22 protein-coding genes are annotated in these 26,222 nt (G+C 52.3%); 7 read left to right on the top strand and 15 right to left on the bottom strand.

All coding sequences use genetic code 11. The features are described from left to right. Positions 1-75: 75 nt before the first annotated feature. The 3 genes from FDX19_RS12470 to FDX19_RS12460 form a co-directional block, all read right to left on the bottom strand. Positions 76-1,041 (bottom strand): L,D-transpeptidase family protein, encoded by a 966-nt coding sequence (locus FDX19_RS12470; protein WP_137382952.1) that lies wholly within the window; start codon positions 1,039-1,041, stop codon positions 76-78. A 148-nt stretch (positions 1,042-1,189) separates the two neighbouring features. Beyond that, entirely contained in the window at positions 1,190-4,636 is a 3,447-nt protein-coding gene (gene mfd, locus FDX19_RS12465; protein ID WP_137382951.1) for a transcription-repair coupling factor, read from the bottom strand. A 119-nt stretch (positions 4,637-4,755) separates the two neighbouring features. Beyond that, positions 4,756-5,820: an acyltransferase family protein gene (locus tag FDX19_RS12460; protein ID WP_137382950.1), complete on the bottom strand. Its 1,065-nt coding sequence runs from the start codon at positions 5,818-5,820 to the stop codon at positions 4,756-4,758. 260 nt (positions 5,821-6,080) lie between these two features. Here FDX19_RS12460 and lolC point away from each other — a divergent pair, with 260 nt between their 5' ends. The 5 genes from lolC (at position 6,081) to cobB (ending at position 11,112) form a co-directional block, all read left to right on the top strand. Then, entirely contained in the window at positions 6,081-7,280 is a 1,200-nt protein-coding gene (lolC, locus tag FDX19_RS12455) for a lipoprotein-releasing ABC transporter permease subunit LolC (RefSeq protein WP_137382949.1), read from the top strand. After that, a complete protein-coding gene (gene lolD, locus FDX19_RS12450) occupies positions 7,273-7,974 on the top strand; it encodes a lipoprotein-releasing ABC transporter ATP-binding protein LolD (RefSeq protein WP_137382948.1) in 702 nt (233 codons plus the stop codon). Before lolC ends, lolD begins: the two co-directional genes overlap by 8 nt. Then, entirely contained in the window at positions 7,974-9,218 is a 1,245-nt protein-coding gene (gene lolE / locus FDX19_RS12445) for a lipoprotein-releasing ABC transporter permease subunit LolE (protein ID WP_137382947.1), read from the top strand. Before lolD ends, lolE begins: the two co-directional genes overlap by 1 nt. A 145-nt stretch (positions 9,219-9,363) precedes the next feature. Further along, on the top strand, positions 9,364-10,275 hold the full coding sequence (gene nagK / locus FDX19_RS12440) for an N-acetylglucosamine kinase (RefSeq protein WP_137382946.1): 912 nt from the start codon (positions 9,364-9,366) through the stop codon (positions 10,273-10,275). A 15-nt stretch (positions 10,276-10,290) separates the two neighbouring features. Continuing rightward, entirely contained in the window at positions 10,291-11,112 is an 822-nt protein-coding gene (cobB, locus tag FDX19_RS12435; protein ID WP_040231971.1) for a Sir2 family NAD+-dependent deacetylase, read from the top strand. 99 nt (positions 11,113-11,211) lie between these two features. Here the strand turns inward: cobB and potD are convergent, their stop codons facing one another. Genes potD through potA form a run of 4 tightly spaced genes read right to left on the bottom strand, consistent with a single transcriptional unit; the run spans position 11,212 to position 15,036 of the window. Further along, on the bottom strand, positions 11,212-12,258 hold the full coding sequence (gene potD / locus FDX19_RS12430; RefSeq protein WP_137382945.1) for a spermidine/putrescine ABC transporter substrate-binding protein PotD: 1,047 nt from the start codon (positions 12,256-12,258) through the stop codon (positions 11,212-11,214). Positions 12,259-12,282: 24 nt separating this feature from the next. Beyond that, positions 12,283-13,062: a spermidine/putrescine ABC transporter permease PotC gene (gene potC, locus FDX19_RS12425; RefSeq protein ID WP_003030794.1), complete on the bottom strand. Its 780-nt coding sequence runs from the start codon at positions 13,060-13,062 to the stop codon at positions 12,283-12,285. Beyond that, a complete protein-coding gene (potB, locus tag FDX19_RS12420) occupies positions 13,059-13,916 on the bottom strand; it encodes a spermidine/putrescine ABC transporter permease PotB (RefSeq protein WP_137382944.1) in 858 nt (285 codons plus the stop codon). Before potB ends, potC begins: the two co-directional genes overlap by 4 nt. Beyond that, positions 13,900-15,036, bottom strand: coding sequence for a spermidine/putrescine ABC transporter ATP-binding protein PotA (gene potA, locus FDX19_RS12415; RefSeq protein WP_137382943.1), 1,137 nt, complete (start codon positions 15,034-15,036; stop codon positions 13,900-13,902). The genes potB and potA overlap by 17 nt, the downstream gene beginning before the upstream one ends. Before the next feature lie 249 nt (positions 15,037-15,285). Here potA and pepT point away from each other — a divergent pair, with 249 nt between their 5' ends. Further along, positions 15,286-16,509 (top strand): peptidase T, encoded by a 1,224-nt coding sequence (gene pepT, locus FDX19_RS12410; RefSeq protein WP_137382942.1) that lies wholly within the window; start codon positions 15,286-15,288, stop codon positions 16,507-16,509. A 109-nt stretch (positions 16,510-16,618) separates the two neighbouring features. Here pepT and roxA read toward each other — a convergent pair whose 3' ends face one another. The 8 genes from roxA to rluE form a co-directional block, all read right to left on the bottom strand. After that, positions 16,619-17,740 (bottom strand): [50S ribosomal protein L16]-arginine 3-hydroxylase, encoded by a 1,122-nt coding sequence (gene roxA, locus FDX19_RS12405; RefSeq protein ID WP_137382941.1) that lies wholly within the window; start codon positions 17,738-17,740, stop codon positions 16,619-16,621. 92 nt (positions 17,741-17,832) lie between these two features. Beyond that, on the bottom strand, positions 17,833-19,296 hold the full coding sequence (gene phoQ / locus FDX19_RS12400; protein WP_137382940.1) for a two-component system sensor histidine kinase PhoQ: 1,464 nt from the start codon (positions 19,294-19,296) through the stop codon (positions 17,833-17,835). Continuing rightward, positions 19,296-19,967: a two-component system response regulator PhoP gene (phoP, locus tag FDX19_RS12395; RefSeq protein ID WP_137382962.1), complete on the bottom strand. Its 672-nt coding sequence runs from the start codon at positions 19,965-19,967 to the stop codon at positions 19,296-19,298. The genes phoQ and phoP overlap by 1 nt, the downstream gene beginning before the upstream one ends. Before the next feature lie 202 nt (positions 19,968-20,169). Beyond that, positions 20,170-21,540: an adenylosuccinate lyase gene (gene purB, locus FDX19_RS12390; RefSeq protein WP_137382939.1), complete on the bottom strand. Its 1,371-nt coding sequence runs from the start codon at positions 21,538-21,540 to the stop codon at positions 20,170-20,172. A gap of 3 nt (positions 21,541-21,543) precedes the next feature. Beyond that, on the bottom strand, positions 21,544-22,185 hold the full coding sequence (gene hflD / locus FDX19_RS12385) for a high frequency lysogenization protein HflD (RefSeq protein ID WP_005120991.1): 642 nt from the start codon (positions 22,183-22,185) through the stop codon (positions 21,544-21,546). Between the two features lie 34 nt (positions 22,186-22,219). Then, entirely contained in the window at positions 22,220-23,326 is a 1,107-nt protein-coding gene (mnmA, locus tag FDX19_RS12380) for a tRNA 2-thiouridine(34) synthase MnmA (protein ID WP_137382938.1), read from the bottom strand. 53 nt (positions 23,327-23,379) lie between these two features. Continuing rightward, entirely contained in the window at positions 23,380-23,841 is a 462-nt protein-coding gene (locus tag FDX19_RS12375) for an NUDIX hydrolase (protein ID WP_137382937.1), read from the bottom strand. 9 nt (positions 23,842-23,850) lie between these two features. Further along, positions 23,851-24,474 carry a 23S rRNA pseudouridine(2457) synthase RluE gene (gene rluE / locus FDX19_RS12370; protein ID WP_137382936.1) on the bottom strand — a complete coding sequence of 208 codons (624 nt, stop codon included), beginning with the start codon at positions 24,472-24,474 and terminating at the stop codon, positions 23,851-23,853. A gap of 202 nt (positions 24,475-24,676) precedes the next feature. Between rluE and icd the strand changes: the two genes are divergently transcribed. Then, positions 24,677-25,927, top strand: a complete 1,251-nt coding sequence (gene icd, locus FDX19_RS12365; RefSeq protein ID WP_137382935.1) for an NADP-dependent isocitrate dehydrogenase — start codon at positions 24,677-24,679, stop codon at positions 25,925-25,927. Positions 25,928-26,222 lie beyond the last annotated feature (295 nt).

Here is a 26,222-nt window from a genome sequence, read left to right as displayed (position 1 = left end):
CTCGCAATGCCACTGCGAATTCAATAAAAAACCCCCGCGGGAACAAACCGGCGGGGGTTTTTTTATGACCTGAACTTACAGCGTTTGTGCAGGAATATCGTGATGGCGTGTCACGTCTACCGGCATGCCTGAACGCAGCTCCATTGCATGCTCCATCACAGCGGCGTCTGTTTGTGCCGCATTTTTAAAGCTCTGCATTGATGAATTCAACACGATTGGCAGTAACTGCGGATCGTCATTAATCTTTTCTGACAGCGGTTGGTGTACTTCAACCAGGCGCATACCGTTAGGTTCAACGGAGGCTTTAATCGGCGTGTTGATGATGTTCACCTTGGTTCCCGGCGTAACCTGACGGAATAAGGTTTCAATATCACCGTCACGCAGGCGAATACATCCAGAACTGACACGCATACCGATGCCAAAATCCGCGTTGGTTCCATGCAGCAAATACACACCGCCGTAAGCCGCTAAGCGGATAGCATGATGCCCCATCGGGTTATCTGGCCCGGCAGGTACTACGGCAGGGAGGTCGATACCATTGGCTTTATATCGTGCGCGGATATTCGCCGTTGGTGTCCAGGTCGGGTTGGCACGCTTATCAGAGATGGTGGTGACCATTGTTGGCGTCAGGGTGTCGCCGCCTAACTGGCCAATGCCAATAGGATACACGGTCACCGATTTTGTCCCTGGCGGGTAATAGTAAAGACGCAGTTCGGCGAGGTTAATGACAATCCCTTCGCGTGGGGCATCCGGCAGCAGAGTTTGCAATGGGATGGTTAAAACACTGCCCGGGCGAGGTACGTATGGATCGACGCCAGGGTTAGCCTGCAGCAGCGCTAAAAAGCCGACGTTGTATTTTTTCGCAATGGCTTCCAGCGATCCGCCGTTGTTTTCGACAACGTGAGTGGCATTTTTACCCACCAGTTTGCTGCCTGGCGGCGGGAGCGGCCAGGTATTCGCTTTAGCCGGCAGCGCTAACGCGACGGTCGCCGCGAGCGTAAGAAGCGTTAGCCAGCGAGAGAGTTGTTTATTGTTTAACATCACCATAAATCCATTGTTTTTACGTGGTTTTTATAATGTAAAAGTAAACAGGAATTATGGCGGTTTGCTGTGTCGGGAAGTGCAGGGAAGTGCAAAGAGTTTGTAAATTCATCGGCCGGGCAAGCAGCATGCTCACCCGGCCGGAACGCTACGCTATGGCGTTTTCTTCAAGTTGACGCATAAACTGACGTACCCAGTCGATACGGGTTTTACGCTCGCTCAAATCTTGCATGAACTTCAGCCGGGTAGGGCCATCCAGACGGAAGTGTTGGGGTTGCTTTTGCAGTAAGCCAATCAGCCACACCGGGTTGACGTGGTTCTTCTCGGCAAACTCAATCGTCCCGCCTTTTTCATTGCCTTCCAGCTTTCTGATACCCAGTTTTTGCGCTTGCTGGCGCAAACGGGCAATATCCAGCAGCGTACGGGCCGGGTCAGGCAACAAACCAAAACGGTCAATCAGTTCAACTTTAATCTCTTCCAGCTCGTTTTCGCCTTTCGCACTGGCAATCCGCTTGTAGAACGACAGTCGCGTATTCACATCGGGAATGTAGTCATCTGGCAGTAGCGAAGGCATGCGCAGCTCGACTTCAGTTTGCTGGTTGGTGAGATCTTCGAGCGACGGTTCGCGTCCCTCTTTTAGCGCATCAACCGCGTTCTCCAGCAGTTCCATGTACAGTGAGAAGCCGATGGTTTCCATCGAACCACTCTGATCTTCACCCAGCAGTTCCCCCGCGCCGCGAATCTCGAGGTCGTGAGTGGCCAGCGCAAAACCTGCACCCAAATCTTCCAGTGAGGCAATTGCCTCAAGGCGTTTTTGTGCATCGGTGGTCATCGCTTTCGGATGCGGCGTCAACAGCCAGGCGTAGGCCTGGTGGTGTGAACGTCCCACGCGGCCGCGTAGCTGATGCAATTGTGCCAGCCCGAAATGGTCAGCGCGCTCGATAATAATGGTGTTAGCGGTTGGAATGTCGATCCCGGTTTCGATGATGGTGGTACACACCAGCACGTTGAAGCGCTGATGGTGGAAGTCGTTCATCACACGTTCCAGCTCGCGTTCGCGCATTTGCCCGTGTCCAATCCCGATACGTGCTTCCGGTACCAGCTCTGCCAGCCTGTCAGCGGTTTTCTGGATGTTTTCAACATCGTTGAACAGGTAGTAGACCTGCCCGCCGCGTAGCACTTCACGCAGGATAGCCTCGCGCACCACCAGATTGTCATACTCGCGCACAAAGGTTTTGACGGCCAGACGACGCGCTGGCGGTGTGGCGATAATTGACAGATCGCGCATGCCGCTCATCGCCATATTGAGCGTACGCGGGATCGGGGTTGCGGTCAGCGTCAGAATATCGACATCGGCGCGCATCGCTTTAATACGCTCTTTGTGACGGACACCGAAGCGGTGCTCTTCATCGACAATCAGCAGCCCCAAATCTTTGAGTTTCACATCGCTTTGCAGCAGTTTGTGCGTGCCGATGAGAATATCGATTTTACCTTCGGCAACCTGCTCCAGAATCTGCGCTTGCTCTTTGGCGCTACGAAAACGGGACAGCATCTCAATGCGCACGGGCCAGTTGGCAAAGCGGTCGCGGAAGTTGTCGAAATGCTGCTGAGCGAGCAGGGTAGTCGGCACTAAAACGGCCACCTGTTTGTGGTTCTCGACGGCGAGAAATGCAGCGCGCATCGCCACTTCGGTTTTGCCGAAGCCGACGTCACCACACACCAGACGGTCCATTGCCAGCGGTTGGCACATATCGCTGAGTACCGCGTTGATGGCCTGTGCCTGATCGGGTGTGGTTTCAAACGGGAAGCTGTCACAAAACAGCTGATACTGTTCGCGGTCGTGCTTAAAGGCAAAACCTTCTTTTGCCGCACGCTGGGCGTAAATATCCAGCAACTCCGCCGCGACGTCACGCACCTTCTCGGCGGCTTTCTGCCGGGCGCGGGACCAGGCATCTCCACCAAGTTTATGCAGCGGGGCATTCTCTTCCGCGCCTCCGGCATAGCGGCTTATCAAATGCAACGATGACACCGGGACATACAATTTGGCGTCGTTGGCATAGGTGAGCATCAGGTATTCGCCAGTAATGCCGCCTGCTTCCAGAGTGGTCATACCGGCATAGCGACCCACGCCGTGCTCAAGGTGCACGACGGGCTGCCCCGGATGCAGCTCAGCGAGGTTTCGGATCAATGTATCCGGGTTAATTGTGCGGCGGGAATCCTGGCGGCGACGTGCCACACGTTCACCAAGGAGATCGCTTTCGCAAATCAGGGCCAGGTTGCGTTTTGTATCAATGAAACCATGTTCTGCCGCACCAATCATCAGATAGCGACCGCTGTCAGCGGCTTCATCAAGGCGTAAAATACGTTTTGGCGCGACTTTGATGCGAGCCAGAAGTTCGCCGAGTGCTTCACGGCGACCTTCACTCTCTACCGAGAAAATGACCGGGCCGTTGAAGGTTTCCAGGAATTTACGCAGCGCATCCAGCGGCGATTTGTGTTGCGCTTGTACGGCGATGTCCGGCAGCTTCTGGAATCCCAGATTAGTGTTTGCCGCTTTGTTTGCCAGACTTTCGGTTTTGAGCTGGACGCGAGGCCAGTGTTTCAGCTCGGAAAACAGTTCGTCAACCCGCAGCCACAGCGATTCAGGCGGCAGGAGCGGACGCATCGGGTCAACGCCGCGATTCTCAAAACGTGACAGGGTATCGGCCTGGAAGCGTTCTGCGCTGGTTTCAATATCACCGGTATTTACTAACAGCGTATTGGCAGGGAAGTAGCTGAACAGCGGTGGCAGCGGTTCACTGAAAAACAGCGGTTGCCAGTATTCAATCCCGGCAGGTAACGTGCCTTTACTGACCTGCTGATAAATATGTTCGGCGTCGCGTTTCACTTCAAAGGTGTCGCGCCACTGACTGCGGAACAGCTCAATAGCTGTTTTATCCGTTGGAAATTCGTGGGCAGGCAGCAAATTAATAGCGTCGACTTCCTCCAGCGTGCGCTGGGTGTCGGTGTCAAACAGACGCAAGCTGTCGATTTCGTCATCAAAGAAATCAAGGCGATAAGGCAGTTCACTGCCCATTGGGAACAAGTCCAACAATGCACCGCGTGTGGCGTATTCACCGTGCTCCATAACCTGATCAACATGGCGATAACCAGCGCTGTCCAGTTGCTCACGCAGGGCATCACGCGACAGGCGCTGACCCTTTTTCATCACCAGTGCATGACCGTGTAGATAGCTGTGCGGGCAGACGCGCTGCATCAACGTGTTGACCGGTACGATCAGCACACCGCGTTGCATCGCAGGCAGTTGATACAACGTGGAGAGTCGCGAGGAGATAATTTCCTGATGCGGGGAAAAACTGTCATAGGGCAGTGTTTCCCAGTCAGCCAGATTCATCACCATCTGGTCGGTAAACTGACGAATTTCATCATGCAGTCGCAAAGCATTTTGCATGTCCGGCGCGATAAGCACCACGGGTCCCGGATGGTGTTCGGCGATTTCTGCAACCAGCGTCGCGCAGGCGGCACCGGTAAGTTCACCCAACTGGCGCTGATCGGAAGCGCCGGCTGGAAGCGTGTAACGATGTTGTTCAGGCATTCGGTTGTCAGGATCTCGTTTGGATATACGTCTGATAAGCAATGTTTCTTTATTATCCGTGATCGTCCCTCATAAGCAAATTGATTCGCCCCCGGATGGGGGCAAAAAGCGCGTAAGGTTTAGCGGGAAACGGTGGAGAAAGACGGCGGGGAGAAAAGCAGGTCGGCAACGGTTTTTTGTGAAATTTTTCGTACCATTAGTCCGACCAGCGTACACAACAGTAAGCAGGCGAACGGGTACACCAGTAGCAGGGCCAGCTCTACGTTTGCGGACCAGACGGTATGATTGAGTTTAGGAAGCAGCGTTAAACTTATCAGTTCCACCAGAATTCGGTGGGTGGTGTAGATGGCGATAGTATTGGAACCTATCACGCTTAATGGACTGGATGCACTCATGCCAAAACGTTGTTCAAATTGATAAAACAACTTCATGATGAGTACGATGGAAACAAATGAGAGTAATAGCGAAATATTTGCCCGCCAGGCGATGACAGCCACCAGTGCACTCACTGTCACGATGACCGCGTGACGGCGCAGGGGAACGTCTTTGATCCACATCATCAGCGTTGCGCCAAACCAGGCACCGAGACTGTACCAGGGCAAATTACGTACTACGCTGTTCAGCCCCCACCATGGGGTCGGGAAAAAGTTGATTGCCACACTCAGCAATGCAAACAGCACCAGTAGCGGTAATGCCCAGCGGCTGAAGATCTTACACAGGACAAAATAGACAATCAGCGCATACAGATACCACAGACTGGTACTGGCTGTGAGCATTCCCTGGGTAAAGTCTCCCAGCGAACCGGCATAGGCTGCATTGGCCGCCTGGCTCAGGTCGCGTTGCGGGGCCAGCCAGCTATTGAGCGCGGTTAACGTCAGCCATTGCACGATTCCCCACAGCACCAGTACCCAGGCAATACTCCAGATGCGTTTGTCTACACAGGTAGTCCACGGGACGTTTGCAATGTAGCGGCGGATCAGATAGCCCGAAATAAAGAAAAAGACAGGCATGCGAAACGGTGCCAGATACAGATTGAGGTAGATCCAGCATTTGGTTAGCACCTGTGAGAGTGGATGTTGAAAGGCGGTGAGATGGGGATAAAAGGTAATGACCGAGTGGTAAATGACCACCAGGCAGATACATAACCCTTTGATTTGATTAATCCATAACTCTTTCTTATTCATTGCAGTGGCGTATCCATATTGTGTGAGATAGCCTGCCATCCTGCAAAACCCTGCCTTCGCTGTAATGCGTAACCGTCTGCTTTTTATTTTTTTAAGATAAAGATCAGGAACAACGGATGAGGGAAAAGTGGAAACTTTAGCGAATTGATTTGGTTATACTTTTCAGAACAATGCTGACGAACACTTACGGTTCAGTCATTTACCCATCCCGCTTTCGCTTATATACTCGTGACTTTGCTAACAGCAACCAGACGGATTTCATGTACCAACCTGTCGCTCTATTCATTGGCCTGCGTTATATGCGTGGGCGTGCAGCAGATCGCTTCGGTCGTTTCGTTTCCTGGCTCTCTACCATTGGCATTACTCTTGGGGTAATGGCGCTGGTCACGGTATTGTCGGTGATGAACGGTTTCGAACGCGAGCTGCAAAATAACATCCTTGGTCTGATGCCTCAGGCTATTCTCTCGGCTGAGCAAGGCTCTCTTAACCCGCAGCAGTTGCCGGAAAAAGCCGTGGTATTGAACGGCGTCAACCGCGTTGCGCCGCTGACAACGGGCGATGTGGTCCTGCAGAGTGCGCGTAGCGTGGCGGTCGGGGTGATGCTGGGCATCGACCCGGCGCAAAAAGATCCGTTAACGCCGTATCTGGTCAACGTGAAGCAAACAGATCTCGAACCGGGTAAGTATAATGTCATCCTCGGTGAGCAGCTTGCCGGACAGTTAGGTGTGAACCGCGGCGATCAAATTCGCGTGATGGTGCCTTCTGCCAGTCAGTTTACGCCAATGGGACGCCTGCCGAGCCAGCGTCTGTTTACGGTGATTGGCACCTTTGCCGCCAATAGTGAAGTCGATGGTTATCAGATGTTGACCAACATCCAGGATGCGTCACGTCTGATGCGTTATCCGGCAGGCAATATCACTGGTTGGCGTCTGTGGCTGAACGAACCGCTCAAGGTTGATACGCTGAGCCAACAAACGTTGCCGCAAGGCACCAAATGGCAGGACTGGCGCGAGCGTAAAGGCGAGCTGTTCCAGGCTGTGCGGATGGAAAAAAACATGATGGGGCTGTTGCTGAGCCTGATCGTGGCGGTAGCGGCGTTTAATATTATTACCTCGCTGGGTCTGATGGTAATGGAGAAGCAGGGGGAAGTGGCGATTTTACAAACGCAGGGGCTCACGCCGCGGCAAATAATGATGGTGTTTATGGTTCAGGGGGCCAGTGCCGGGATTATCGGCGCGCTGCTGGGGGCCGTGCTGGGCGCGTTGCTTGCCAGCCAACTGAACAACCTGATGCCGATTATCGGCGTGCTGCTGGACGGCGCCGCGTTGCCTGTCGCTATTGAGCCGTTGCAGGTGATCGTCATTGCACTGGTGGCGATGGCCATCGCGCTGCTATCTACGCTTTATCCTTCCTGGCGCGCTGCCGCCACTCAACCCGCTGAGGCTTTACGTTATGAATAAGATCCTGTTGCAATGCGACAACCTGTGCAAACGCTATCAGGAAGGCACGGTGCAGACTGATGTGCTGCACGATGTCAGTTTTTGCGTCGGCGAGGGTGAGATGATGGCGATTGTCGGCAGCTCAGGCTCCGGCAAAAGTACATTGCTTCATCTGCTCGGCGGGCTGGATACGCCGACTTCCGGCGACGTCATTTTTAGCGGTCAACCGATGAGCAAACTCTCGTCAGCGGCGAAAGCGGAACTGCGTAATCAGAAGCTCGGATTTATTTACCAGTTCCACCATTTGTTGCCAGACTTTACTGCGCTGGAAAACGTGGCGATGCCGCTACTGATTGGCAAGAAGAAGCCGGCTGAAATTACCGAGCGCGCACGTGACATGCTGAAAGCGGTTGGGCTGGGTCACCGTGCCAGCCACCGTCCGTCCGAACTCTCAGGCGGCGAACGCCAACGTGTAGCGATTGCCCGTGCGCTGGTGAATAACCCGCGTCTGGTGTTGGCGGATGAGCCAACAGGTAACCTTGATGCGCGTAACGCGGACAGTATTTTTGAGCTTCTGGGTGAGCTGAATCGTTCTCAGGGCACAGCATTTCTGGTTGTGACGCACGATCTGCAACTGGCGAAGCGCATGAGCCGCCAGCTTGAAATGCGCGATGGTCGCCTGACGGCCGAACTGAGCCTGATGGGAGCAGAGTAATGGCTTCGCCTTTATCGTTATTGATTGGGTTACGTTTTAGCCGTGGTCGGCGGCGCGGCGGGATGGTTTCGCTGATTTCCGTCATCTCCACCATCGGTATTGCATTAGGTGTGGCGGTATTGATTGTCGGTTTGAGCGCCATGAACGGTTTTGAGCGCGAGTTGAACAACCGCATTCTGGCGGTCGTGCCGCACGGTGAGATAGAAGCGGTGAACCAGCCGTGGAATAACTGGCAGGACGCGCTGGCCAGCGTGCAGAAGGTACCGGGTATTGTCGCGGCAGCGCCGTATATCAATTTCACCGGGCTGGTGGAGAGTGGGGCGAACTTGCGCGCTGTGCAGGTAAAAGGCGTGGATCCGCAGCAGGAGCAGCGTTTAAGCGCGCTACCGTCATTTGTGCAAAACCATGCCTGGGATAATTTCAAAGCGGGTGAGCAGCAGATCATTATTGGCAAGGGGATTGCTGACGCGCTGAAGGTGAAGCAGGGGGACTGGGTGTCGATTATGATCCCCAATGCCAGCGCCGATCACAAGCTACAGCAGCCTAAACGTGTGCGTTTACACGTTACCGGTATTCTGCAACTGAGCGGTCAGCTCGATCACAGCTTCGCCATGATCCCAATGGAAGACGCGCAGCAGTACCTGGATATGGGCTCCAGCGTTTCCGGGATTGCCCTGAAGGTCAATGATGTCTTTAACGCCAATAAGTTGGTCAGAGACGCCGGTGAAGTGACCAACAACTATGTCTATATTAAGAGCTGGATCGGTACGTACGGCTATATGTATCGCGATATCCAGATGATTCGCGCCATTATGTATCTGGCTATGGTGCTGGTGATTGGCGTTGCCTGTTTCAATATCGTCTCAACGTTAGTGATGGCGGTAAAAGACAAGAGCGGTGATATTGCGGTATTAAGAACGCTGGGGGCGAAAGACGGGCTGATCCGCGCCATCTTCGTCTGGTATGGACTGCTGGCGGGTCTGTTCGGTAGCCTGATAGGGGTGGTTATTGGTGTTGTTGTTTCTCTGCAGCTCACACCGATCATCAATGGTATTGAGGCGCTGATCGGCCATCAGTTCCTCTCGGGCGATATTTATTTTATTGACTTCCTGCCATCTGAATTGCACTGGCTGGATGTGATTTACGTGTTGGTGACAGCATTGTTGCTGAGTCTTTTAGCAAGTTGGTATCCGGCGCGTCGCGCCAGCAATATTGACCCTGCGAGAGTACTTAGCGGCCAATAACAACAAGATATACACTAAGGCATTCATGCTGTCTCAAGGCGGCAAGCCCGAAAATCACCAGACGCATAAACAACGATGTGACGGGGTGTGAGGGTGCGGCCAACGCAGAGGCAGCCTGAAGGAAGACGTGTATCAAGGAGCGGTGATGTATTACGGGTTTGACATTGGCGGAACAAAAATTGCGTTAGGCGTCTTCGATAATCACCGTCGTTTGCAGTGGGAGAAACGTGTCCCTACGCCACGCGACAGCTATGACGCTTTCCTTGATGCGGTGTGCGCTCTGGTGACAGAGGCGGACCAGCGCTTTGGCGTTAAGGGTTCAGTAGGGATTGGTATTCCGGGCATGCCCGAGACCGAAGACGGCACGCTGTATGCGGCTAACGTTCCTGCCGCCAGTGGCAAACCGCTGCGGGCCGATCTCAGCGCACGGCTGGATCGTGATGTGCGTCTGGATAATGATGCCAACTGTTTTGCACTCTCCGAAGCCTGGGACGATGAGTTCACCCAGTATCCGTTAGTGATGGGCTTAATCCTCGGCACCGGTGTCGGCGGCGGTCTGGTGCTTAACGGAAAGTCTATCACTGGACGTAGCTATATTACCGGCGAGTTCGGCCATATCCGTTTGCCTGTTGATGCGTTGACGTTGATGGGATTTGATTTCCCACTGCGTCGCTGCGGATGTGGTCAACTGGGGTGCATCGAAAGCTATCTTTCCGGTGGCGGATTTGCATGGTTGTACCAGCATTACTACCATCAACCTCTGGATGCCCGTGAAATTATCGCCCTCTGGGAGCAAGGCGATGAGCATGCGCGTGCGCATGTAGAGCGTTATCTGGATTTGCTGGCCGTTTGCCTGGGGAATATCCTGACTATCGTCGATCCAGATTTAGTGGTGATTGGCGGTGGCTTGTCGAACTTTACCGCTATTACGACGCAACTGGCGGATCGACTGCCACGTCATTTGCTGCCCGTTGCCCGTGTGCCGCGTATTGAGCAGGCACGACACGGTGATGCGGGTGGGATGCGCGGAGCCGCTTTCCTACATCTTACCGATTAATACAAAGAGGTTGTTATGCTGTCGCGTCGGGGTCATCGATTAAGCCGTTTTCGTAAAAATAAACGCCATTTGCGCGATCGCCTGCGTCAACGGATCTTTTTCAGAGACAGAGTGGTGCCTGAGCTGGTGGAAAAACCAAGGGTATTAGTCCTGACTGGTGCGGGGATTTCTGCTGAATCAGGGATTCGTACTTTCCGTGCTGCAGATGGTCTTTGGGAAGAACATCGGGTTGAGGATGTGGCAACGCCGGAAGGATTTAGCCGTAATCCTGGATTGGTTCAGTCATTTTATAACGCCCGTCGTCACCAGTTGCAGCAGCCCGAAATTCAGCCAAACGCGGCGCATATTGCGTTGGCAAAACTCGAAGCCGAGCTGGGTGATCGCTTTCTACTGGTAACGCAAAATATCGATAATCTGCACGAACGTGCGGGTAGCCAGAACGTTATCCATATGCACGGCGAGCTCCTTAAGGTTCGCTGTTCGCAAAGCGGGCAGATTTTAGACTGGACAGGGGACGTCACGCCGGAAGACAAATGCCATTGCTGCCAGTTCCCAGCGCCACTGCGACCGCACGTTGTCTGGTTTGGTGAAATGCCTCTGGGGATGGATGAAATTTATATGGCACTGGCGATGGCAGATGTTTTCATTGCCATTGGCACGTCAGGACATGTTTATCCGGCCGCGGGGTTTGTCCACGAAGCGCGTTTGCATGGGGCGCATACGGTGGAGTTAAATCTTGAGCCAAGCCAGGTGGGTAGCGAGTTTGAAGAGAAGTATTACGGCCCGGCAAGCCAGGTGGTGCCTGAGTTTGTTGAGAAGTTATTAAAAGGGCTGTGAGCACGGATGGCGTAGGCCCGATAAGCGTCGCGCCATCGGGCAGTGACGATACGCCGGATGCGACGCTGGTGCGTCTTATCCGGCCTACGAGGAGGGCAATTAGCGTCCTGCTTTCAGCTTCTGATAATACTCTTCATAGATAGCGCTGGCGGAACCGACATCGTTCTGCCATTCCCCTTTGTTGATGGTTTCCGCATCCGGGTAGAGCGTTTTATCGTTCGCCACTTCCGGGCTTAACAGCTTACGTGCCGCCAGGTTTGGCGTTGGGTAACCAATGGTTTCCGCGACTTCTTTCGCCACATCCGGGCGCAACAGGAAGTTAATCAGCTTCAGCGCACCTTCTTTGTTTTTAGCATTTGCCGGAATAGACAGGCTGTCCATCCAGAAAATACCCCCTTCTTTCGGCCAGACGACTTCCAGTGGTGTACCCGCCTGACGCGCCACGAATGCAGAACCGTTCCACACCATCCCCAGATTAACTTCGCCTTCCATATACGGGTTAGCCGGGTTATCGGAGTTGAATGCCGCAACGTTAGGCATTAGCTTCTTGAGCTCGTTATACGCGGCTTCAATCTCTTTCGGGTCGGTGGTATTCCCGGAGTATCCCAGCTTGCGCAGCGCCATCTGGAATACTTCGCGGGCATCGTCCGTTAACAGCAGGCTGCCTTTGTATTCCGGTTTCCACAGGTCAGCCCAGCTGGTCACAGTTTTGGGATCAATGGCATCACTGTTAATACCAATGGCCGTCGCACCCCAGATATACGGGATTGAGTAGTCGTTGTTCGGGTCAAACGGCTTATTGAGCATTTCCGGATCGAGGTTGTGGAAGTTGGTTAACGTCGACTTATCGATTTTTTGGATCATGCCTTCTTTGCGCATTTTGTCGACGTAATAGGTGGAAGGCACCACCAGATCGTACGCACCGTCTTTGTAGGTTTTGAGCTTGGCGTACATGGTCTCATTCGACTCGTAGGTCGAATAGATAACCTTGATCCCGGTCTCTTTAGTGAACTGTTCCAGTAATCCTGGCGGAACGTACTCGGTCCAGTTATAGAAATACAGCGTGTTGTTATCATCAGCGTGAGCGGCGCTCATGCCCAGTGCCAGAGCACCCGCCGCGAGCAGGTGGCGTGACCATTTTTTCATTTAACGTCCCCTGAATGAAGGGCCTCAACGACCCTTGGTTTTATCACGTGCAATAAGCTGGCTGGCGATCACCATAACCAGCGACAGAACCAACAAAATGGTTGCCAGTGCGTTCACTTCTGGTGATACGCCGACTTTAACCATTGAGTAGATTTTTAATGGCAAAATTTCATAGCCGGGCCCGGTGACGAAGGATGAAACCACGACATCATCCATCGACAGCGTAAAGCTCAGCAACCAACCCGCAGCTACCGCAGGCATGGCCAGTGGCAGAATGATTTTGCGCAGAATAGTCACTTCGCTGGCACCCAGGTCTTTTGCTGCCTCAAGCATACGTACGTCAAAGCCTTTCAAACGTGAGTAGACTGTCACCACCACAAAAGGCAGACAGAAGGTAATATGCGAAAACAGCAGCGACCAGAAGCCCAACTGAATGCCAATCAGCATAAACAGCACCAGCAGCGAAATTGCCATCACGATATCCGGCGACATCATCACCACAAACAGCATGCCGCTGACAAACGGTTTACCGCGAAAACGGTAGCGATACAGAGCGACCGCAGTCAGTGAACCGATCAGTGTGGCAAAGGTCGCGGAGAGTACGGCCATCGTCAGTGAGTGCTGTGCCGCCTGCAGCAAACTGTCGTTGTTCATCAGCAGGCCGTACCATTTGGTGGTAAAGCCTTGCCAGTTAATACCGAAGCGCGAGCTGTTAAAGGAGTTCACAATCAAAATGATGATTGGAATGTACAGGTATGCGTAGATAGCGGTCATAAAACCGCCGCGAAGCAGTCGACCGATCATTCGAGTTCCACCTTCTTGTTCAGCAAGCGGGAAGCGCGCCAGTAGATCAGCAGCATCAGCCCCATCACGATGGTCAGGGTAATACTGGTAGCAGCGCCAAACGGCCAGTCACGGATGTTCAGGAACTGCACTTTAATCACATTACCAATCAGCAGGTTTTTCGCGCCGCCCATCAGGTCGGATACGTAAAACAGTCCCATAGCTGGCAGCATAACCAGCAAACATCCGGCGATAATTCCCGGCATTGTCAGCGGGATAATAATGCGGGTAAAGGTCTGAAGTTTGCTGGCACCCAGATCGCGCGCAGCTTCGAGTAACGGTTTATCCAGTTTCTCAATGCTGGAGTAGAGCGGCATCACCATAAATGGCAGCAGGATATACACCAGGCCAATAATGACCGCGCTGGGGGTAAACATAATGCGAATGGGCGTATCAATCACGCCGAGCCAGAGTAGAAACTCGTTGAGATAGCCTTTGGTACTGAGGAAAATTTTGAGTCCGTAGATGCGAATAAGCGAGTTGGTCCAGAACGGAACAATCAGGAGGAAGAGCAGCAGTGGACGCACTTTCTCCGGTAGCTTTACCAAAAACCAGGCAAACGGATAGCCGAGTACCAGGCAGGCGAGTGTGGCAATCAGCGCCATATTGAGGGAGTGAACCAGCACCTCAAAATAGAGCGGATCGAGCAGGCGAGCATAGTTTTCCAGCGTAAAGACCATTTTGACGAAATTAGCGTCGTCACGGGTCAAAAAGCTGGTGCCGATGATCATCAGGTTGGGCAGAAAGACAAACAACACAAGCCAACCGACAATGGTGACGATCACCACACTCTGGAATTTACTTGTGTTCTTCATCAGCCAGTACGACCTCCCAGCTTTCTACCCAGTTAATCGCCATTTTCTGGTCGAGCGAATGGTCGAAGTCAGGATCGTCTTCGTTGAAGAATTCGCTGACCATTACCATCTTGCCGTTTTCCAGTTCAACAACGGACTCCAGCGTCATGCCTTTATAGTTACGTTCACGCACGTAACCGATAAGTCCTTCAATATGATTATCGTCGTTGATCTCGTCAACACGCAGATCTTCCGGACGCAACAGTACGTGTAGCTTCTGTCCGGGGACCACCGCGACGTTCACGTAGATATTACACTCGCGACCTTCAACGTTAGCACGAACACGCTGTTCGTCCAGACGTTCAATGACCGTCGCGTTAAACATATTGATTTCACCGATGAATCCGGCGACGAACAGATTCTTCGGTTCTTCGTAGATTTCTCGCGGCGTGCCATCCTGCTCAATTTTGCCATCACGCATGACCACAATACGGTCTGACATTGTCAGCGCTTCTTCCTGATCGTGGGTGACAAAAACAAAAGTGATACCGAGTTTACGTTGCAGCGCTTTCAGTTCGTTCTGCATCTGTTTACGCAGTTTATAGTCCAGTGCAGAGAGAGACTCATCCAGCAGAAGCAAACGCGGTTTATTGACCACCGCACGGGCAATCGCCACGCGCTGCTGTTGGCCACCGGAGAGTTGATGCGGTTTTCGCTGAGCGAACTCTTCCAGCTGCACCATGCGCAGGGCTTCGGTGACGCGCGGAGGAATATCGGCTGCGGGGGTTTTTTGCATGCGTAAACCAAAGGCCACATTTTCAAACACGGTCATGTGGGGGAATAGGGCATAGCTTTGGAATACGGTATTCACGTAGCGGTTTTCCGCAGGAACGTGAGTGATGTCCTGGTTGTCCAGCATAATATGACCGGAATCAACCGTTTCCAGACCGGCAATCAGGCGAAGAACGGTTGTTTTACCGCAGCCAGAGGGGCCAAGTAGCGTGAGAAATTCGCCATTATTGATGGTCAAATCCAGGTCGGAAATCACCTCTTTGCCATCGAAACTCTTGCGAATTCCCGCTAGTTGCACCAGTGGAGAAAGCGAACGCGGTTGTTTATTCAATTTTTTACTCTGTCCCATGTAAACGCAACGGATGGCTGACCGATGCGGGGTTTGTGGTTAACCACCTTGATGACTCTTAATGAGGGCCGTTATTCTACGGCAAAGCGTTGTAATCGCCAATCCTTGTTGCGAATTACTGACTTAGCTTTATATTCAGAAGGATGTCAGGGCGAAATATTCTCACTTGCGGGGATAAAAGTGACCTGACGCAATATTTGTCTTTTGTTGCTTATTGATAATGTTGTCACAAAAAGTGAGGGTGACTGCATGGATAAACTACTTGAGCGTTTTTTACACTACGTGTCGCTGGACACCCAATCAAAATCGGGCGTGCGGCAGGTACCCAGCACTGAAGGACAGTGGAAGTTATTGCAGTTGCTTAAGCAGCAACTCGAAGAGATGGGGCTGGTCAATATTACCTTGAGCGACAAGGGGACGTTGATGGCAACGCTGCCCGCAAACGTTGCCGGCAATATTCCCGCTATCGGTTTTATTTCCCATGTGGATACCTCACCGGATTTCAGTGGCAAAAATGTCAATCCGCAAATCGTTGAAAATTACCGTGGCGGTGATATTGCGCTCGGTATTGGCGATGAGGTTCTGTCGCCAGTGATGTTCCCGGTGCTGCATCAGCTTCTGGGTCAGACGTTGATCACCACAGACGGCAAAACTCTGCTGGGCGCGGATGATAAAGCCGGTATTGCCGAAATTATGACCGCGCTGGCCGTATTGATACAAAAAGATATTCCGCATGGCGATATTCGTGTGGCCTTCACGCCAGATGAAGAAGTCGGTAAAGGCGCGAAGCATTTCGACGTTGCAGCATTTGACGCGAAGTGGGCCTATACCGTTGACGGTGGCGGCGTGGGCGAACTGGAGTTTGAAAACTTCAACGCGGCGTCGGTCAATATCAAGATCGTCGGTAACAATGTGCATCCGGGTACGGCAAAAGGGGTGATGGTGAACGCGCTGTCGCTGGCGGCTCGCATCCATGCCGAAGTTCCTGCCGATGAAAGTCCGGAAGCGACGGAAGGCTATGAAGGCTTTTACCATCTGGCAAGCATGAAAGGTACGGTTGATCGGGCTGATATGCACTACATTATCCGCGATTTTGACCGTAAGCAGTTTGAAGCGCGTAAACGCAAAATCATGGATATCGCCAAAAAGGTCGGAAAAGGGTTACATCCGGACTGCTATATCGAGCTGGTGATTGAAGACAGCTACTACAATATGCGCGAGAAAGTGATCGAGCATCCGCATGTGCTGGATATCGCCCAGCAGGCAATGCGTGATTGTGACATTGAGCCGGATCTTAAACCCATTCGTGGTGGCACCGATGGTGCGCAACTGTCGTTCATGGGATTACCTTGCCCGAATCTGTTCACCGGTGGCTATAACTATCATGGTAAGCATGAGTTTGTGACACTGGAAGGTATGGAAAAAGCCGTGCAGGTGATTGTGCGTATTGCGGAATTGACGGCGAAACAGTAGCCGCTTTTGCCGGTGGATGCCGGATGGCGATTCGCTTATCCGGCGTGGAATATTTCATTCGAGTAGGCCTGATAAGACGCGTTAGCGTCGCATCAGGCACATTCATGCATTACCCCTCGAAGAACCAGTATCCGCTATTCACCAGTGCGGCAAGCATGGCGAGGAAAGACGGATCCTCCAGCGCATCCTCAAAGTTTTCCGCTGTCAGCGCAATATGGCTGGCGAGTGCGTCCAGCGCCGGACGGTGTGGGGAGTCAATTCTCTCACCATTTACATAAACGTCATCGCCAATGCGCAGTACGCGCAACCCCCCCAGACGGACCAGGACATCGCCTTGCTTCAGGGCATCATAGATTTCGTCAGGCTGATAAGGCGGCTCAGGCGGAGCAACGTCCAGTTCGTGACGCGACTGAGAGATAAACTCGCCAAACCACTGTTTAAAATGCTCCGGCTGGTTAATGAGCCCCAGCATCATTTCGCGCAGCTTGTCCATTTCCTGTGGCAGCACGTCCGCCGGGTGGTCGCGCGGCGGCAGATCGGGATCGCTGTAGTACGTGCTACCCAGTTCGCGTTGCAGAACGTAATCAGCAAATCCGCTGATCAGCTCCCGGGTATTCGGTGCGCGGAAACCTACCGAGTAATTCATCGCGTTTTCCAGCGCGTAGCCTTCGTGCGGGAATCCAGGTGGAATATACAGAATATCGCCTGGCTCCAGCTCTTCATCAATGATGGCTTCAAACGGATCGACCTGGAGCAGGTCAGGGTGCGGGCAATGCTGCTTCAACGGCAGTTTTTCACCCACACGCCAGCGACGGCGACCGGTTCCCTGGATGATGAACACATCATATTGATCCAGATGCGGGCCAACGCCGCCGCCGGGTACAGAAAATGAGATCATCAAATCGTCAATGCGCCAGTCCGGCAATTCACGGAATGGTCGCATCAGCGCTGCGGTAGGTTCGTGCCAGTGGTTTACGGCCTGGACCAGCAGTGACCAGTTGTTTTCACCAAGATGGTCATAGCTTTCGAAAGGACCGTGGCTAACCTGCCATTTGCCCTCCTGGTGGCTGACCAACCGGCTGTCGACTTCGCTTTCCATTGCCAGCCCAGCCAGTTCGTCAGGGGAGAGTGGATCAATAAAGTTGTTAAAGCCGCGTTTTAAGACCACCGGGCGTTTTTGCCAGTGACGTTCAAGAAAATCGGGCCAGTTAAGAGTGAGTTGGTATTCCATAATGAGCATCCCGCAGGCTGGTATCTGCAACCGATTATAACGGATACTTAACCGCAAGCGTGAAGTCAGTACATATTTATTACATATAAAGATTACTCGTCTTTTTGTCCCGGATGTTGGCGGCCGAAAATAACTTCCATGCGCGCTCCGCCCAGCAGACTGTCGCCAGCGATAATCTGACCGTCATATTGCTCGGTGATCTCACGTGCGACGGCCAGGCCCACACCTTGCCCGGGACGTAAGGTATCCACGCGCTGACCACGGTCGAACACCACTTCACGTTTACTGCGTGGAATACCGGGGCCGTCATCTTCTACCACAATGTGCAGATGATCTTCCGTTAATTGCGCTGAGATCTCGACAAATTCCAGACAATATTTACAGGCGTTATCCAGGACGTTGCCCAGCACTTCGACGAAATCGTTCTGTTCACCCACAAAGCTTGTCTCAGGTGAAATGTCGAGATTAATGTTAACCCCTTTACGCTGGTACACCTTGTTTAATGCAGAGGTCAGTTTATCCAGCAACGGTGCAACCGGATGCAGTTCCCGGCTGAGAAGGGCGCTACTGCCGCGCATGCTGGCACGATGCAGATAATAGCCAATTTGCTGTGAAATACGGCTAATTTGCTCCAGCATGACGGGTTCAGCATCGCTCACGCTCATTTTCTCATTACGCATCGAGCGTAGCGTGCTTTGCAATACAGCCAACGGTGTTTTCAGGCTGTGGGTGAGATCCGTTAACGTGGTGCGGTATTTATCGTAGCGCTCACGTTCGCTCTTTAATAAGCGGTTGAGGTTGCGCACCAGGCTGGTGAGTTCGCGCGTGGTGGCAGGATTAAGCATCTCGCGATGATGCTCCTCAAGCTCACGGACTTCGCGCGCCAGTGATTCGATAGGCCGCAGGCTCCACCAGGCTGCAACCCACAGCAGCGGGATAACCAACAGCAAATTGGCAACCAGCACATAAATAAACCAGCTCCAGACCATATATGAGCGTTTGAGCTCAATAGGAATGGTATCAACAACCACAATGGTCAGTTGTGGCATTCTGGCGGTGGCAGGGTAGATGTTTACGGCCACGGAGTGGGTCATTTCAGCGTTATCGTCATCTTCTCTGACTTCTCTTAGCTTCTGTTGCGCCGAATGATCTTCGCGTAGCAATGTGCTGGTGGCGTCGACATTGGCTTCAATCTCATGAAAACCATTTGTCTTTAGCCAGTCTGGTTGAATACGTTGTACCAGCCAGGGAACGTCGCGTTGGGCCCAGAGCAGTTTGCCGTTTTCATTATAAATCAGCGACATTGTGGGGCTTTGCATATCGAGATTTTCAGGTAGCTCGACATTGATTTTGCCATTTTCCCATTTGGCCAGTGTATAGAACAGATTACTTTCGCCACGCAGCAGACGAAATGTTGTTTTATCAAAGCTGACGCTGTAGCCAACCAAAGCCACCATGCCGTAAGCCAGCGAGAGGACCAGTACAACGCCTGCGGTTGCCAGCAGAAAGCGCAGCCGCAGTGATAACGGGAAAAAATGACGCAGTAATTTATTCATCAGCGCAGTTCAAAAAGATAACCTTGTCCACGTACCGTGGTGATCACATCATCCGGATATTGCGCCTGAATTTTTTTGCGCAGACGTCCCATTAAGACATCAATGGTGTGGCTTTCTCGCAGTTCAGCATCCGGGTAGAGCTGTAACATAAGCGAATCTTTACTAACGACTTTGCCGCTATTACGGATCAGCGTTTCCATAATGGTGTATTCGAACGCCGTGAGTTTGATCACTTCATCGTTCACGGACAGTTCGCGGCGAGAAAGATCCACCTGAAATGGCGGCAGCGAGATTATCTGCGAGGCCAGACCACTATTGCGGCGCATCAGTGCCTGCATTCTTGCTGCCACTTCTTCAATGTGAAACGGTTTTGTGACGTAATCATCTGCACCGGCGCTGAGCACTTCCACTTTGTCCTGCCAGCCTTCACGGGCGGTTAATACCAGAATGGGCAATGAAACGTCATTACTGCGCCAGCGACGGATCAGCGACAGTCCGTCTTCATCGGGGAGCCCTAAATCGACGATCGCAATATCCGGCAGGTGTTCATTAAGAAAATAGTCTGCTTCCTTTGCATCTTCTGCATCATCCACCTGATGGCCTAAATCCTGTAGCTGAACCTTAAGGTGGTGGCGTAATAATGCATTATCCTCAACAACCAGCACGCGCATCATTGTTTCTCCCTAAATTCATGGTACGAATAGTTTAACGCTGATTATGTGGCTGTGGGGATAAACATTTAATAAACCGGGGGAAGGGAATCGTTAAGGCGATAAAATTAACAAGCCGGATAGCGTTCGTGCGTATCCGGCCTGGGTATGACATCAGCGGTGGGTCGAATGAGGCGAAATCGCTATCCGACACCTGTCCTGATTATTTCAATTCATCAACCATGGTGATGGCGCGACCAATATAGTTAGCCGGTGTCATCGCTTTCAGGCGGGTTTTCTCATCTTCCGGCAGGGCCAGACCGTCGATAAACTGCTTCATGCCCTCAGCATCAACGCGCTTGCCGCGAGTCAGCTCTTTCAGCTTCTCGTACGGTTTTTCAATGCCATAGCGACGCATTACGGTTTGAATCGGCTCAGCCAGAACTTCCCAGTTGTGATCCAGTTCATCCAGCAGGTGATCGCGGTTTACTTCCAGTTTGCTCACTCCCTTCAACGTAGACTGATAGGCGATCAGCGCATAGCCGATACCCACACCCAGGTTACGCAGAACGGTAGAGTCAGTCAGGTCACGCTGCCAGCGGGAAACCGGCAGTTTGCTTGCCAGGTGCTGCAGAACCGCATTGGACAGACCCAGATTACCTTCGGAGTTTTCGAAGTCGATCGGGTTAACTTTATGCGGCATGGTGGAAGAACCAATTTCACCGGCGATGGTTTTCTGTTTGAAGTGATTCAGTGCCACATAACCCCAGACATCACGGTCGAAATCGATAAGGATGGTGTTGAAACGGGCAACACAATCAAACAGTTCGGCAATGTAGTCATGCGGTTCAATCTGTGTGGTGTACGGGTTCCACTGAATGCCCAGCGAGGTGACAAATTCTTCGCTGAACTGGTGCCAGTCAACTTCCGGGTAAGCGGCGATGTGGGCATTATAGTTACCGACGGCACCGTTGATTTTACCGAGAATTTCGACCTGATTGAGCTGGCGATACTGGCGCTCCATACGATAAGCCACGTTAGCCATTTCTTTGCCCAGTGTTGATGGGGTGGCCGGCTGACCGTGGGTACGGGAGAGCAGGGGAATGTCGCGATACTGCACGGACAAGTCTTTCACCGCATCGATCAGTTGGCGCCAGTATGGCAGGATCACTTCATCGCGCGCCGTTTTCAGCATCAGCGCGTGAGACAGGTTGTTGATGTCTTCAGAGGTGCAAGCGAAATGGATGAACTCGGAAACGGCGTGCAGCTCTGGGATATCCGCCACTTTCTCTTTCAGGAAATACTCTACTGCCTTCACATCATGGTTGGTCGTACGCTCGATGGTTTTGATACGCGCAGCATCTTCTTCATTGAAGTTAGCGACGATCGCATCAAGGAAACCGATTGCGTCGGCAGCAAAAGCAGGAACTTCCTTGATCGCTGCGTGCGCGGCCAGTTTTTGCAGCCAGCGTACTTCAACCTGTACACGGAATTTCAGCAAACCATATTCGCTGAAAATCCCGCGCAGCGCGCTGACTTTATCGCCGTAGCGTCCATCGACAGGGGAAACGGCGGTCAGTGAGGATAATTCCATAGATCACAACTCCGGGGTTAAATGAGCAAGAATTTGTTTTGCCTGAGTCGTCAGGCGATTACGAGAAAACATGAGTTGCAGACGGCCTCCACCAACCTGATGCCAGAGCACGGCAGCGCGAATGCCAGCCAGAAGCGATGCGCGTACCTTAGCCTGAACCTGCGGGCTCTGGAGAATGGCCGGAGAACCCGTGACCTGAATACGCGGGCCGAGTGGGCTGATGACGTCAACATAGATACCGGCCATCGCACTCATCAACGTTTCTGACTGCAAATCAAAATGGTCCAACTGGCGCTGCAAGCCGTTGATACGGTCTCCCAGCGTGTCCATAGCGCCTTTGGCTGCTGATAGCTTACGTTCCAGCACCATCAGGCTTAACGTGTAGCGGGTGAGTTCTGCATTCAACCCCTGACGACTGCTGGCATTAAGCACGCCAAGCAGTGTTTCAAGGCCAAGGCGCAGGTTGGCTTCACTGCCGCCGAACACGCCCAGCGTAGAGCTGGGGTTCATATCGATGACACTGTTCAGTGAAACGTGTAGTGCATCGGCATCACAATGCCCCTGGTGCGCCAGTTCTTGTACCAGGCGTGCCGACTGGCAAATACCTGCCAGGGCGAGGGTGATGTCATAATAATTCTTTGCCACGTTCACTGCTTCCTTGTATCAAATGTGTAAATAATTATACCGGCAGAGGCAGACGCTGCTCGATAATGCCGCCGCCGAGGCACACTTCACCGTTGTAAAAGACCGCCGACTGACCCGGTGTTACCGCCGCGACGGGTTCGTCAAAAATTACTTCAATACGCTCAGCATCCAGTGCTTTAACGGTGCACGGAATGTCGGTTTGACGATAGCGGGTTTTCACTGTGCAGCGCATGGTGCCGGTGAACGGTTGACGGTCGACCCAATGTAATTGCTGGGCAATCAGACCAACGGACATCAGGCGCGGGTGTTCATGACCCTGAGCCACCACCAGAATATTGTTCTCAACGTCTTTATCCACGACATACCATGGATCTTCGGTACCTTCTTTTGTTCCGCCAATACCCAGACCTTTACGCTGGCCCAGGGTGTGATACATCAGCCCCTGATGCTGGCCAATTTCTTCACCGTCAACGGTAATGATCTTGCCGGGTTGTGCCGGCAGGTAACGACCGAGGAACTCGCGGAATTTACGCTCGCCGATAAAGCAAATACCGGTGGAGTCTTTTTTCTTCGCAGTGACCAGACCCAGATCTTCGGCAATTTTGCGTACCTGTGGTTTTTCCAGTTCACCCACCGGGAACAGACTTTGTGCGATCTGCTCATGGCCGAGGGTATAGAGGAAATAGCTCTGGTCTTTGTTACCATCGAGTCCCCGCAGCAGGCGGCTTTTGCCGTCTACATCCGCGCGACGCACGTAGTGGCCAGTAGCGATGTAATCGGCACCTAAATCTTCAGCGGCAAATTCGAGGAAGGCTTTAAACTTGATTTCTTTGTTGCACAGAATATCCGGGTTCGGCGTACGACCCGCTTTGTACTCTTCAAGGAACAATTCAAAGACGTTGTCCCAGTATTCTGCAGCAAAGTTAACGGTATGCAGTTCAATGCCGAGTTTGTCGCAGACAGCCTGCGCATCTGCAAGATCGGCGGCCGCTGTACAGTATTCCTCACCATCGTCCTCTTCCCAGTTCTTCATGAACAGGCCTTCTACCTGATAACCCTGTTGTTGCAACAGCCAGGCAGAAACGGAGGAATCGACACCGCCGGACATGCCGACGATCACTTTTTTTTGGCTTTCAGACATAGGAATACTCACGACATTGAACTTCAAGGCGGCATATTCTAGCACGCAGCCCTTTACTTGACACCCTCTGTAAACGGCCAGTTAAATTCGCCGATCATTGCGAGTGGGTAACGCTGTCCGCTTTGATAACAACGAATACTCTCGGCAACCAGCGGCGAACGCAGGTTTGGCGCAGAGAAGATCTCTTGCGCACTGACCCAACGACAGCAATCTATATCGTCGTCATGAGGTTCAGTAGCGCACATATTGGCAAGCTCAATAGAAAACAGAAAACGTAAAAAGGGTGTTCTGTCTGGGGCAATCCATTGATGCATTCGGATGAAGTGTTGTGGTTGCGCTTTGATCCCGGTTTCTTCCCACAGCTCGCGTGCCGCGGCTTGTATCAGGGTTTCATCGGCTTCCAGGTGTCCGGCGGGTTGATTCCACAACGCTTTGCCGTTGATGGTTTCCTCAACGACTAAAAACTTATCTTCTGCATGCACAATGCAGGCAACGGTGACGTGCGGTTTAAACATACCTGTTCCTTATACAGTTGCATCCCGCCATTGACCGTTAGCGAGATTATCCAGCGTGTAATTCCCCATCGCATAACGAATTAACCGCAGTGTAGGAAATCCAACATGTGCTGTCATACGACGTACCTGGCGATTGCGGCCTTCATATAAGGTTACTTTTAACCAACGGGTAGGGATATGTTTCCGTTCCCGAATAGGCGGGTTTCTCGGCCATAGCCATGCGGGTTCTTCTACCACTTCGATACCAGCAGGCAGTGTGGGGCCATCGTTCAGCGTTACGCCAGTGCGCAGAGCGTCCAGCGCTTCGGGGGTTGGCTCACCTTCCACCTGGACATAATAGATTTTCCCCGTACGTTTGCCGGGTTGCGTCAACCGGGCCTGCAGCGCGCCGTCGTTGGTCAGTACCAGAAGTCCTTCGCTGTCGCGGTCAAGACGACCAGCAGCATAGACACCCTGAACAGGAATAAAATCTTTTAACGTTTTGCGTCCTGCTTCGTCAGTAAATTGTGGCAAAACATCGTATGGTTTATTGAACAGAACCACCCGTTTTGGCTGGTTTTCTTTACGCTGTTTAGTGACTTGTCGTGAGCTGAATCGCTCAACCCGGTGATTTCTAAAAGAAGTTTTTTGCATGGTATTTTCAGATTATATCAATTGCCGCATTATAGCCTAAGAACGAGTGTCTTTCATGGCGGCGAACAATAGGGTAGTATTGACACGCTCATTACAAATCATTAACAAAAAGTTGCTCTAACGCATCCGTGTAGCAGGACGCAAATGCACATGCAGCGTGATGACAGACGAGCAGAACCAGAAGCGCTCGAAGGAGAGGTGAATGGAAAGCAAAGTAGTTGTTCCGGCGGAAGGTAAGAAGATCACCCTGCAAAACGGCAAACTCAACGTTCCTGAAAATCCGATTATCCCGTTCATTGAAGGCGACGGTATCGGCGTTGATGTAACCCCACCGATGATCAAAGTTGTCGATGCTGCTGTCGAGAAAGCCTATAAAGGCGAGCGTAAAATCTCCTGGATGGAAATCTACACCGGTGAGAAATCCACTCAGGTTTATGGCCAGGACGTCTGGCTGCCTGCTGAAACCCTGGATCTTATTCGTGAATATCGTGTTGCCATCAAAGGCCCACTGACCACCCCAGTTGGCGGCGGTATTCGCTCTCTGAACGTTGCGCTGCGTCAGGAACTTGACCTGTACGTTTGCCTGCGTCCGGTTCGTTACTACCAGGGCACCCCAAGCCCGGTTAAACATCCTGAACTGACCGATATGGTCATCTTCCGTGAAAACTCAGAAGACATCTATGCGGGTATTGAGTGGAAAGCGGACTCCGCTGATGCTCAGAAAGTGATTAAATTCCTGCGCGAAGAGATGGGCGTGAAGAAAATCCGCTTCCCGGAACATTGCGGCATCGGTATCAAGCCGTGTTCCGAAGAAGGGACCAAGCGTCTGGTTCGTGCAGCAATTGAGTACGCCATCGCTAACGATCGTGATTCTGTTACCCTGGTTCATAAAGGTAACATTATGAAATTCACCGAAGGCGCGTTCAAAGACTGGGGTTACCAGTTGGCGCGTGAAGAATTCGGTGGTGAACTGATCGATGGCGGTCCGTGGGTTAAAATCAAGAACCCGAAAACCGGTAAAGAGATCGTGGTTAAGGACGTTATCGCCGATGCGTTCCTGCAACAGATCCTGCTGCGTCCCGCTGAGTACGACGTTATCGCTTGTATGAACCTGAACGGTGACTACATCTCCGATGCGCTGGCTGCACAGGTTGGTGGTATTGGTATCGCACCGGGTGCGAACATTGGTGACGAATGTGCACTGTTCGAAGCCACCCACGGCACGGCACCGAAGTACGCGGGTCAGGATAAAGTGAACCCAGGTTCCATCATCCTGTCTGCAGAAATGATGTTGCGCCACATGGGTTGGACTGAAGCGGCTGACTTAATTGTTAAAGGTATGGAAGGCGCGATCAACGCCAAGACCGTAACCTATGACTTTGAACGTCTGATGGACGGTGCTAAACTGCTGAAATGTAGCGAGTTTGGCGACGCAATCATCGAAAACATGTAATCCAGATTCTGGGTTGTATGAGAACGGGAGCCGAGAGGTTCCCGTTTTTTTTAATGGAATTCGCTGGCGATTAAAACCGCTTTAAACCTGTGGGGGCTCGAGGCGAATATAGGGGTTACTGCGCCAGATTTGTATTTTGTACCCTCATGGTATTTGTGATGAGCGTTGGCGAACACAAATTGATAATTACGTCTGGCTTGTGCCGTAAGCTCAATGACGCGGTTCTTGCCAGGATATCTCTACCCGGCAAGCAATCATATTTTTATGGATAAGCAGCAAAACCAGACCCTGCTGA

The sequence above is a fragment of the Citrobacter sp. wls619 genome, from assembly GCF_005281345.1.
GTDB lineage: Bacteria > Pseudomonadota > Gammaproteobacteria > Enterobacterales > Enterobacteriaceae > Citrobacter.
This window is presented reverse-complemented; position numbering and strand designations above follow the sequence as displayed.

Excerpts from the sequence above, each read along its gene's own strand:
- nagK (WP_137382946.1), top strand. The coding sequence starts at position 9,364 with ATGTATTACGGGTTTGACATTGGCGGAACAAAAATTGCGTTAGGCGTC.
- mnmA (WP_137382938.1), bottom strand. The coding sequence starts at position 23,326 with ATGTCTGAAAGCCAAAAAAAAGTGATCGTCGGCATGTCCGGCGGTGTC.
- phoQ (WP_137382940.1), bottom strand. The coding sequence starts at position 19,296 with ATGAATAAATTACTGCGTCATTTTTTCCCGTTATCACTGCGGCTGCGC.
- FDX19_RS12375 (WP_137382937.1), bottom strand. The coding sequence starts at position 23,841 with ATGTTTAAACCGCACGTCACCGTTGCCTGCATTGTGCATGCAGAAGAT.
- pepT (WP_137382942.1), top strand. The coding sequence starts at position 15,286 with ATGGATAAACTACTTGAGCGTTTTTTACACTACGTGTCGCTGGACACC.
- lolC (WP_137382949.1), top strand. The coding sequence starts at position 6,081 with ATGTACCAACCTGTCGCTCTATTCATTGGCCTGCGTTATATGCGTGGG.
- potC (WP_003030794.1), bottom strand. The coding sequence starts at position 13,062 with ATGATCGGTCGACTGCTTCGCGGCGGTTTTATGACCGCTATCTACGCA.
- potD (WP_137382945.1), bottom strand. The coding sequence starts at position 12,258 with ATGAAAAAATGGTCACGCCACCTGCTCGCGGCGGGTGCTCTGGCACTG.
- lolD (WP_137382948.1), top strand. The coding sequence starts at position 7,273 with ATGAATAAGATCCTGTTGCAATGCGACAACCTGTGCAAACGCTATCAG.
- phoP (WP_137382962.1), bottom strand. The coding sequence starts at position 19,967 with ATGCGCGTGCTGGTTGTTGAGGATAATGCATTATTACGCCACCACCTT.
- mfd (WP_137382951.1), bottom strand. The coding sequence starts at position 4,636 with ATGCCTGAACAACATCGTTACACGCTTCCAGCCGGCGCTTCCGATCAG.
- potA (WP_137382943.1), bottom strand. The coding sequence starts at position 15,036 with ATGGGACAGAGTAAAAAATTGAATAAACAACCGCGTTCGCTTTCTCCA.
- roxA (WP_137382941.1), bottom strand. The coding sequence starts at position 17,740 with ATGGAATACCAACTCACTCTTAACTGGCCCGATTTTCTTGAACGTCAC.
- cobB (WP_040231971.1), top strand. The coding sequence starts at position 10,291 with ATGCTGTCGCGTCGGGGTCATCGATTAAGCCGTTTTCGTAAAAATAAA.
- lolE (WP_137382947.1), top strand. The coding sequence starts at position 7,974 with ATGGCTTCGCCTTTATCGTTATTGATTGGGTTACGTTTTAGCCGTGGT.
- icd (WP_137382935.1), top strand. The coding sequence starts at position 24,677 with ATGGAAAGCAAAGTAGTTGTTCCGGCGGAAGGTAAGAAGATCACCCTG.
- potB (WP_137382944.1), bottom strand. The coding sequence starts at position 13,916 with ATGAAGAACACAAGTAAATTCCAGAGTGTGGTGATCGTCACCATTGTC.
- purB (WP_137382939.1), bottom strand. The coding sequence starts at position 21,540 with ATGGAATTATCCTCACTGACCGCCGTTTCCCCTGTCGATGGACGCTAC.
- FDX19_RS12470 (WP_137382952.1), bottom strand. The coding sequence starts at position 1,041 with ATGTTAAACAATAAACAACTCTCTCGCTGGCTAACGCTTCTTACGCTC.
- rluE (WP_137382936.1), bottom strand. The coding sequence starts at position 24,474 with ATGCAAAAAACTTCTTTTAGAAATCACCGGGTTGAGCGATTCAGCTCA.
- FDX19_RS12460 (WP_137382950.1), bottom strand. The coding sequence starts at position 5,820 with ATGAATAAGAAAGAGTTATGGATTAATCAAATCAAAGGGTTATGTATC.